The organism is Sphingobium sp. UBA5915 (assembly GCF_002431195.1).
Classification (GTDB): Bacteria; Pseudomonadota; Alphaproteobacteria; order Sphingomonadales; family Sphingomonadaceae; genus Sphingobium; species Sphingobium soli.
Window position 1 is genome coordinate 1 of record NZ_DJDV01000014.1, and the last position, 7,501, is coordinate 7,501.

Annotated in this window: 9 protein-coding genes and 1 tRNA gene; 8 read left to right on the forward strand and 2 right to left on the reverse strand. The window is 63.0% G+C overall.

Annotation, left to right across the window (positions count from 1 at the left end):
- The first annotated feature begins 734 nt into the window (after positions 1-734).
- Genes B2V90_RS01875 through B2V90_RS01890 form a run of 4 tightly spaced genes read left to right on the forward strand, consistent with a single transcriptional unit; the run spans position 735 to position 3,356 of the window.
- Positions 735-1,130 (forward strand): hypothetical protein, encoded by a 396-nt coding sequence (locus B2V90_RS01875; protein ID WP_228223118.1) that lies wholly within the window; start codon positions 735-737, stop codon positions 1,128-1,130.
- 20 nt (positions 1,131-1,150) lie between these two features.
- Positions 1,151-1,288 (forward strand): DUF3489 domain-containing protein, encoded by a 138-nt coding sequence (locus B2V90_RS01880; protein ID WP_266103231.1) that lies wholly within the window; start codon positions 1,151-1,153, stop codon positions 1,286-1,288.
- The gene (locus tag B2V90_RS01885) at positions 1,288-1,698 is read left to right on the forward strand and encodes a DUF2924 domain-containing protein (protein ID WP_293919511.1); all 411 of its coding nucleotides are present in this window, start codon (positions 1,288-1,290) and stop codon (positions 1,696-1,698) included. Before B2V90_RS01880 ends, B2V90_RS01885 begins: the two co-directional genes overlap by 1 nt.
- Entirely contained in the window at positions 1,695-3,356 is a 1,662-nt protein-coding gene (locus tag B2V90_RS01890; RefSeq protein WP_293919513.1) for a recombinase family protein, read from the forward strand. The genes B2V90_RS01885 and B2V90_RS01890 overlap by 4 nt, the downstream gene beginning before the upstream one ends.
- Before the next feature lie 190 nt (positions 3,357-3,546).
- On the opposite strand, the gene B2V90_RS01895 is transcribed toward B2V90_RS01890, so the two are convergent.
- Positions 3,547-3,621 (reverse strand) — tRNA-Gln (locus B2V90_RS01895).
- A 125-nt stretch (positions 3,622-3,746) separates the two neighbouring features.
- On the opposite strand from B2V90_RS01895, the gene B2V90_RS01900 reads away from it, so the two are divergent.
- Positions 3,747-4,253 (forward strand): MarR family winged helix-turn-helix transcriptional regulator, encoded by a 507-nt coding sequence (locus tag B2V90_RS01900; RefSeq protein ID WP_228223115.1) that lies wholly within the window; start codon positions 3,747-3,749, stop codon positions 4,251-4,253.
- A 70-nt stretch (positions 4,254-4,323) separates the two neighbouring features.
- Positions 4,324-4,638: a hypothetical protein gene (locus B2V90_RS01905; protein ID WP_037543073.1), complete on the forward strand. Its 315-nt coding sequence runs from the start codon at positions 4,324-4,326 to the stop codon at positions 4,636-4,638.
- A 151-nt stretch (positions 4,639-4,789) separates the two neighbouring features.
- Here B2V90_RS01905 and B2V90_RS01910 read toward each other — a convergent pair whose 3' ends face one another.
- Positions 4,790-5,617 carry an alpha/beta fold hydrolase gene (locus tag B2V90_RS01910; RefSeq protein ID WP_293919516.1) on the reverse strand — a complete coding sequence of 276 codons (828 nt, stop codon included), beginning with the start codon at positions 5,615-5,617 and terminating at the stop codon, positions 4,790-4,792.
- Positions 5,618-5,801: 184 nt separating this feature from the next.
- Between B2V90_RS01910 and B2V90_RS01915 the strand changes: the two genes are divergently transcribed.
- Both B2V90_RS01915 and B2V90_RS01920 read left to right on the forward strand, forming a co-directional pair.
- Positions 5,802-6,938, forward strand: coding sequence for a serine hydrolase (locus B2V90_RS01915; protein ID WP_037543075.1), 1,137 nt, complete (start codon positions 5,802-5,804; stop codon positions 6,936-6,938).
- A 41-nt stretch (positions 6,939-6,979) separates the two neighbouring features.
- The coding region (locus B2V90_RS01920; RefSeq protein WP_414711568.1) for a 5'-3' exonuclease at positions 6,980-7,501 on the forward strand (522 nt) is incomplete at its 3' end.

Sequence of the window (7,501 nt, forward strand, 5' to 3'; positions counted from 1 at the left end):
GGAAAACCCGGGACGCTTCAGTCCGAGCGGAACCAGTGCGCGCACCCGACACTGTATCGGCCGAGCATGAACACATCGATTGGCTACGTCGATGCCATGATCCGGCAGACGTTTAGCTGTCTAGGCAGTTGACAGTTATCTACTTGCGTCATCCGGGCAGCCATCTTTCTGTAGAGGCTCCCACCGCAGTGTGGGCATCGATATGGCTGACGTCCGGGGACTCTTTCTTCCGCCTTGCCTATGCCAGCCTTCGTATTTGTAACGGCACGGCCTATCATTATCATGAGAAGGTTGCGATCCAGCGTGACCATGACCGTCCTTTAACGTGGTCAAGGCCAAGTTCTTCCATGAGGTGCTGGTGGGCTGTTCGCAGGTCCAAGACCTTGATGGCGACTACGACCTGCTTGATCGCGGTGTCGGAAAGAAGGGTGAGACATTATTCCCGGTCGCCGTTCGAGCGAAGCTCACTTACCCGCCAAGCCTCTTCGTTTGTCGCTTTTCTCTAGCTTTCGTTTCACAAGCGGCCGTTCCGGAATGTCCCAAAGCCAGCCCCTCCGCCGACGTAGTTTTCCAGACCTTTTTTGCACATTCCGCTCGACTTCGCTGCGGAACGGAGCGAACCCCCTGATCATGACAAGCGCGGCCGGAAGGCGAGCCGCTGCCCCGACGGTGTGATCCTCGGGGCCTTGGGTGGTGGGAGCGGCACGGTGTCGCTTCGCATCAGGAGATCACCCATGACCAAGGTCACTCGCCTCACTGACATTCAGCTGATCCTGCTCACCGCCGCTGCTGCGCGTGATACTGGCAGCCTGCTGCCCCCGCCCTCCACGCTCGGCGACGCTCTCTCCCGCATTGGTAAGGACATCAGCTCCCTGATCCGTCGGGGTCTCGCACAGGAGATCGAAGTCGCGCCTGGCGCGGATGCCTGGCGGACCGAAGGCAATCGAGAGATGGGTGTCATCATCACCGACGCAGGCCGCGCAGCCATCGGTATCGAAGTCATCTCGACCTTGCGGGAGGTGGCGGAGAGCCAAGTCAGTGATGGCGATCTTCAACCTGATGTAACCGACCTGCCCCCCCGCCTCTGCCAGCCGTACAGACCAAGACCGCCCTTATCCTTAAGCTGCTGACACGCGAGTCTGGCGCGACACTGGACGAGCTGATCGCCGCCACCAGCTGGCTGCCCCACACCACAAGGGCAGCACTGACGAGATTGCGCCAGAAGGGCCATGACATCGACCGGCGCAAGCGTGGCGAGGCCACCTGCTATCATCTGGTGCAGGCCTGATGGCGAAGATCGATGCTCAAGTTGCCGCTTTGGCGGCGATGAAGCCGACCGAACTCAAGGCCGAGTGGCGGCGGGTGCATGACGAGGAGCCACCGCGTATCGCCGCCAGCATTCTTGCCCGCTCGCTTGCATATGATCTCCAATGCGCAGCACGGGGCGGCGCGGGCGTGCGGATGCGCCAGCGGCTTATGGCAAACGGGGGTGGAGCGACGCGCTCTGCCCCTGCCCCCAGGCTTGCTGCGGGCACGCAGCTGGTGCGCGAGTGGGGCGGTGCCAGCCACCATGTGCTGATGGAGGAGAAAGGACGTTGCAGCTATAAGGGCAAGAGCTTCGCATCGCTCTCGGCGGTAGCCCGTCACATCACCGGCGCCCACTGGTCAGGCCCGCGTTTCTTCGGAGTGCGCTCATGACCCAGAAGCGCAAGCTGCGCTGCGCCATCTATACGCGCAAATCCACTGAGGAAGGCTTGGACATGGCCTTCAACAGCCTTGATGCCCAGCGGGAGGCTTGTGCCGCCTACGCACTCAGCCAGAAGAGTGAAGGCTGGTCGGTGTTGCCCGCGCTCTACGATGATGGCGGCTTTTCAGGCGGCAGCATGGAGCGCCCTGCCCTTGCCCGACTGCTGGCCGATGTGCAGGCTGGACGGATCGACATCGTCATCGTCTACAAGGTCGATCGACTGACTCGCAGCCTCAACGACTTCGCCCGAATCGTCGATGTGTTCGATGCGGCGGGCGCCTCGTTCGTATCCGTCACCCAGCAGTTCAATACCACCACCAGCATGGGGCGTCTGACCCTCAACGTGCTGCTGAGCTTTGCGCAGTTCGAGCGTGAGGTCATCGCCGAGCGCGTGCGTGACAAGATCGCGCAGTCCAAGGCCAAGGGCATGTGGATGGGCGGCACGGTGCCGCTTGGCTATGATGTTATCGATCGCAAGCTGGTGCCCAATGCAGAAGCCGCAACGGTCGTTCACATCTACCAGCGCTATCTTGAACTGCCCTCCGTCATGGCGCTGATGGAGGAGCTGGAGGCACAGGGTATCAGAACCAAAAGCCATGTCAGTGCGGATGGATCGAAGCGCGGTGGCATACCCTTCGTCCGGGGGCCGCTGTATCATCTGCTCTCCAATCCCATCTACATCGGCAAGGTAAAGCACCGGGGGCTGCTGCATCAGGGACAGCATGAGCCGATCATCGATCAGCCGCTTTGGGACGCGGTGCAGGCGAAGCGCAGCCAAGCCATCGGTGATCGACGCATGCGCGGCAACAGCCAGCATGCCAGTCTGCTGACTGGGATGATCCGCGACCACGTCGATCGTCCAATGTCACCCAGCCATGCAATCAAGAACAAGCGCCGCTATCGCTACTATGTCTCCAGTATGGCTGCTGTTGCAGATGGACAGCGGATGGCCGAGGCAGCGCTGCGTTTGCCTGCTGCCGATCTTGAGCAGGCGGTGATTGAGGCAACCGCCGCACTGCTGTCGGATCAGCAGATCATCCTCGATCTGCCGCAGGTCGATGCAAGAGCGATGACCAGCCGCATGAATGCAGTAGGCCGGCTGTCCAATATGCTCGCACATCAGGAGAAAGGGAAAGTTCGCCAGGCTCTGCTTGATCTTGGGCTTGCCCTCATCGTCTACCCTGATCACATCGACGCTTCGATCAGCAGGCAGAAACTCGCTGCCATGGTGGATGACAGCTCCACCGAGCAGCAGGATGACGGCTGGCGTATTCCGCTTGTCATCGCAACATCTCCCGACCGGCGGGGGCGCAACCTCAAGCTGGTATTAGGCTCACCGCCCTCGCAGCAGCCCCGAGTAAATCCTGAGCTGATCGCTTTATTGCGTCGGGCGGAAGCTGCACGGCAGCGACTGCTGCAACACGCTGAACCAAACACATTGATCGATCGTGAAGATGAGCGTCTTGCCCGGCTCGCTTTTCTGTCGCCCGACATCGTTGCAGCCATTCTGGATGGGCGGCAGCCATCGTCGCTAACACCGCGCCGCCTGCTCAAGCAGGTCAACCTGCCGCTGCACTGGAACGAGCAGAAGGCTGCGCTGGGATTCTAGCGCCGCCATCAAAATCGTGGGACACTCAAAAGGGCCTCGTGAGACGCGGGGCCTTTTTCTTGGCCTTGACGACAGAATCACCGTCTCTGTGTCCCACGATTTTTGTCGCTGCCCGCAAACCGCCCAGAACTGCGGCGTTCTCACGCCATAGCCGGATCGCGGCTCTCAAACTTTTGCATTTAGGAATGTGTGGCTGGGGCGGCAGGATTCGAACCTGCGCATGGCGGTACCAAAAACCGCTGCCTTACCGCTTGGCTACGCCCCAGCAGCGCGCCGGCATCACCAGCGCGGACCGCCATATAGCGGGTGCTGCGCGAAAGGAAAGCCTAGTCATCACAGTTTCGCGACGCCAATATGGCGCCAACCTTTTTTATCCGGAACATCGCTTTCATGGCTCCGCCTTCCTCCGCTTCCCAAATCAGCCCAGCCTCGCCGCTCTTCCTGCGCGAGGATGAGATACGGCGCGGCATCGAAATGCTGTATTTCGGCTATGGAGCACTAACGCGCTCCATTGACGAAGGGCTGGCGGCGCAAGGATTGGGGCGGGCGCATCATCGCGCACTGTATTTCATCTCGCGCCAGCCCGACCTGACGGTCAAGGATTTGCTGCGCTTGCTTGCCATCACCAAGCAGTCGCTTGGCCGGGTGCTGAACGACCTGATCGATCGCGGCTATATCGAAACCCGCGTCGGCACGAGCGACAGGCGGCAAAAGCTCCTACGCCTAAGCCCTCAGGGCGCGGCGCTCGAAGCCGAGCTGTTTCGAGCATTGCGCGAAAAAATGGCGGCGGCCTATGCGCAGGCCGGCCAGGGGTCCGTCACCGGATTCTGGCGGGTGTTGGAAGGCCTGATACCCGAAGACGATCGATCGATGGTCTTTGGCCTGCGTGGCAGATGATGACGGTCACGCAACTTTATCGGCGCTGCTGCGCTTGTGGCTGTCTACGCAATGGAAGAGAGGAACCATCATGCGCACTGCAATTATCGCCGGTATGACCCTGATCGCCGCTGCGGGCCTGTCTGCCTGCTCGGAAAAGACGCAGGACAATCTGGAGCGGACGGGCGATTCCATGGGGAACGACATCAGCCGCGCCGCCGATGATGCGGGCGATGCCATCGACAACGGGCTGGACGACGCCGGTCAGGCGATTGATCATGGTGCGGACCACGTCGGCGCCGCCGCTGACGAGGCGGCTGCCGACGCCAAGCGCGAGACCGGCGAAGCCAAGGACGATGTCGGCGACGCGCTACAGGATGCCGGTCGCGATCTGAAGAACGACTGACGCTTTCCAAGTCAGGCCCAAACGCGGGTAGCCAATGCCGCGAGGGCAGATAAGGCGGTCCGGTTCCTTAGGAGGATGCCGGGCCGCTTTTCCATTGGCCCTGTATCCCTGGTCGGAAGTCTCGGACCGCAGCACGCTGGCGCTTTCCGGGTCAGCCCGCCAGAAACATCCTGCACAGTGCCAGGAACCGCGCCGGCTGGTCGGCCATTACCATATGACCGCTGGGCCCGATGGGCTTGAGCACCGCCCCCTTGGCGCCGGCATAGGCCTCGCGGAAGCGGCGGGTGATGGCAGCGGCTTGCTGCGCATCGGACCCGACAGCGAAGACGACATGAAGCGGCACTGTCAGGCGCGACAATTGTGGGCCGAGGTCGACATTGGCGAGATCGCGCAAGGCGTTGGCGATCACGTCGGGATCGCTGGTCTTTGCACCGGGCGTCTGTGTGACAATCTGGGCCAGATAGCGCCGGCCGGCCGCCGTGCCGGTGAGGTAGCTGCTGAGTTGGTCGGCAAGAAAGCCCAGCCCGCTTGCGGTCCCGCCGACCATCGCCGCGCCGGCCGGCAGCATGTCCACCACCATCACACGGCCCACCCGGCCGCTCAGTCCCAGTTTCAATGCCAATGTGCCGCCCATGGAATGGCCGATGACCGGGGGGCGGTTGAGGCCCGCAGCGGTGATGTAGCGCGCAATCTCATCCGCCAGCGGCTGGATGAGCGGGCCGCTTTGATTGGCCTGCGCGGGAAGCCCGGCGAAGCCGCGCACATGAATGAGGTGGAAACGATAGCCCGGCAGCGCGCTCAACAAGCCGTTCCATATGCCGGGGCCGCTGGCGAGACCCGGGATCAGCACCACGTCCCGTCCTTCGCCTCGCACCGTCACGGCGATCCGGCGCGACGCATAGGGCGCGGCGCGCACCGTCCCGCCCCAAAGCCCCAGTGCCGCCGCGGCGCTGCCCGACAGCAGAGTCCGCCTGTTCATGATCATGGTCATGACGCGGCTATTGCCCGGTCGCCGCTGAACCGCAACTGAGCATTGGCGGTCCGGAATCAAGAGGTTGCCGCCGCGCTGCTCCCTCTATCGCATTTGTGGACTCATTCGTCGCATCCATCTTGAAGGCTGAGCCCCAGCCAAGGCCTATGGGCGCATAAGTTCGGGGAAAATCATGTCGTTCAAAGAAAAGCGGGGGGCAGCGGCGCGCCTTGTCCTGTTGATCGCGGCCTTGTCCGCCTGCGTCAGCGCGCCCGAGCGCCCGCGCGCCATGGCCGCCGCCGCCAGCCCGCAAAAGCCGCAGCCCACCACCAATAGCTGGCCGATCCGGCAAGTCGCCAATCCGCCCCTGCCCTATCGCGATATCGACCAGAATGAGGCGCCACCCACCGCGCTGGTCAGCGTCATCCGCAGCCTTGGCCAAAGCTTCAAGGGCAAGGTCGGCATCGCCGTGCGGCGCATAGGGGCCGACTGGACCGTCGCCTGGAACGGCAATTCCCTGTTCCCGCAGCAGAGCGTGTCGAAACTGTGGGTCAGCATGACCTTCCTCGACGCGGTCGACCGGGGCAAGCTGCGCCTGACCGACACGACCACGCTGACCCGCAACGATTTGACACTGTTCCACCAGCCCAGCGCAGCGCTGGTCGCCAAGCAGGGCGGCTGGACCACCAGCTATTCCGATCTGATGCGCCGGGCGATGACGCAGAGCGACAATACCTGCAACGATGCGCTGCTGCGCGCGGCGGGCGGGCCGGACGCGGTGCGTGGGTTCCTGGCGCGGCGGATGATCAAGGATATTCGCTTTGGTCCGGGCGAGCGGCTGCTGCAATCGGCGACGGCCGGCCTCGATTGGCGACAGGATTATTCGCTGGGTCGCAATTTCTACGCGGCGCGCGCCAGGCTGCCCATGTCGGTGCGGGTGAAGGCGCTCGACAATTATCTTGCCAGTCCGCCCGATGGCGCCGCGCCCAGTGCGATCGTCGCGGCGCTGGCGAAACTCAAGCAAGGCGACATGCTGTCACCTGCATCGACCAGGCTGCTGCTCAATGTCATGAGCGAGGCGAAGACGGGGCCGCAACGGGTGAAGGGCGGCGTGCCCGCCGGATGGCATTATCTGCACAAGACCGGCACGGGCCAAGATCTGGCGCCGCGATCGACCGGCTATAATGACGTCGGCATCATGACCGCGCCCGACGGGACCAGCTATGCCGTTGCGGTGATGATCGGATCGACCACCGTGCCGATCCCCGAACGCTGGGCGCTGATGCAGGCGGTGTCGAAGGCGGTCGCGGCCAATCACGAGACGCGGTAGCGGGCTGGAGGGTCGCGCGGATACAGGCTATCCCGCTGTCCATGACCCAGAATCACCTCTACCTCGTCGACGGCTCGGGCTATATTTTCCGCGCCTATCACCAGCTTCCGCCGCTGACCAACCGGCATGGCCAGCCGGTGGGCGCGGTCTATGGCTATACGACGATGTTGTGGAAGCTGGCCGAGGAACTGGGCAAGGCGGAGGGGCCGACGCATCTGGCCGTGATCCTGGACAAGGGATCGCACACCTTCCGCAACGACATGTACGACCAGTATAAGGCGAACCGCCCGCCCGCGCCGGAAGACCTGGTTCCCCAATTCCCGATGATCCGCGACGCCACCCGCGCCTTTTCCCTGCCCTGTATCGAGGAAGACGGGTATGAGGCCGATGACATCATCGCCAGCTATACCAGGGCGGCCGTGGCGGCCGGTTGGCATGTCACGATCGTCAGTTCCGACAAGGACCTGATGCAGCTGATCGGCGGCGGCGTGGTCATGTGGGATCCGATGAAGGATCGCCGCCTGGCCGAACCCGAGGTGTTCGAGAAGTTCGGCGTCGGTCCC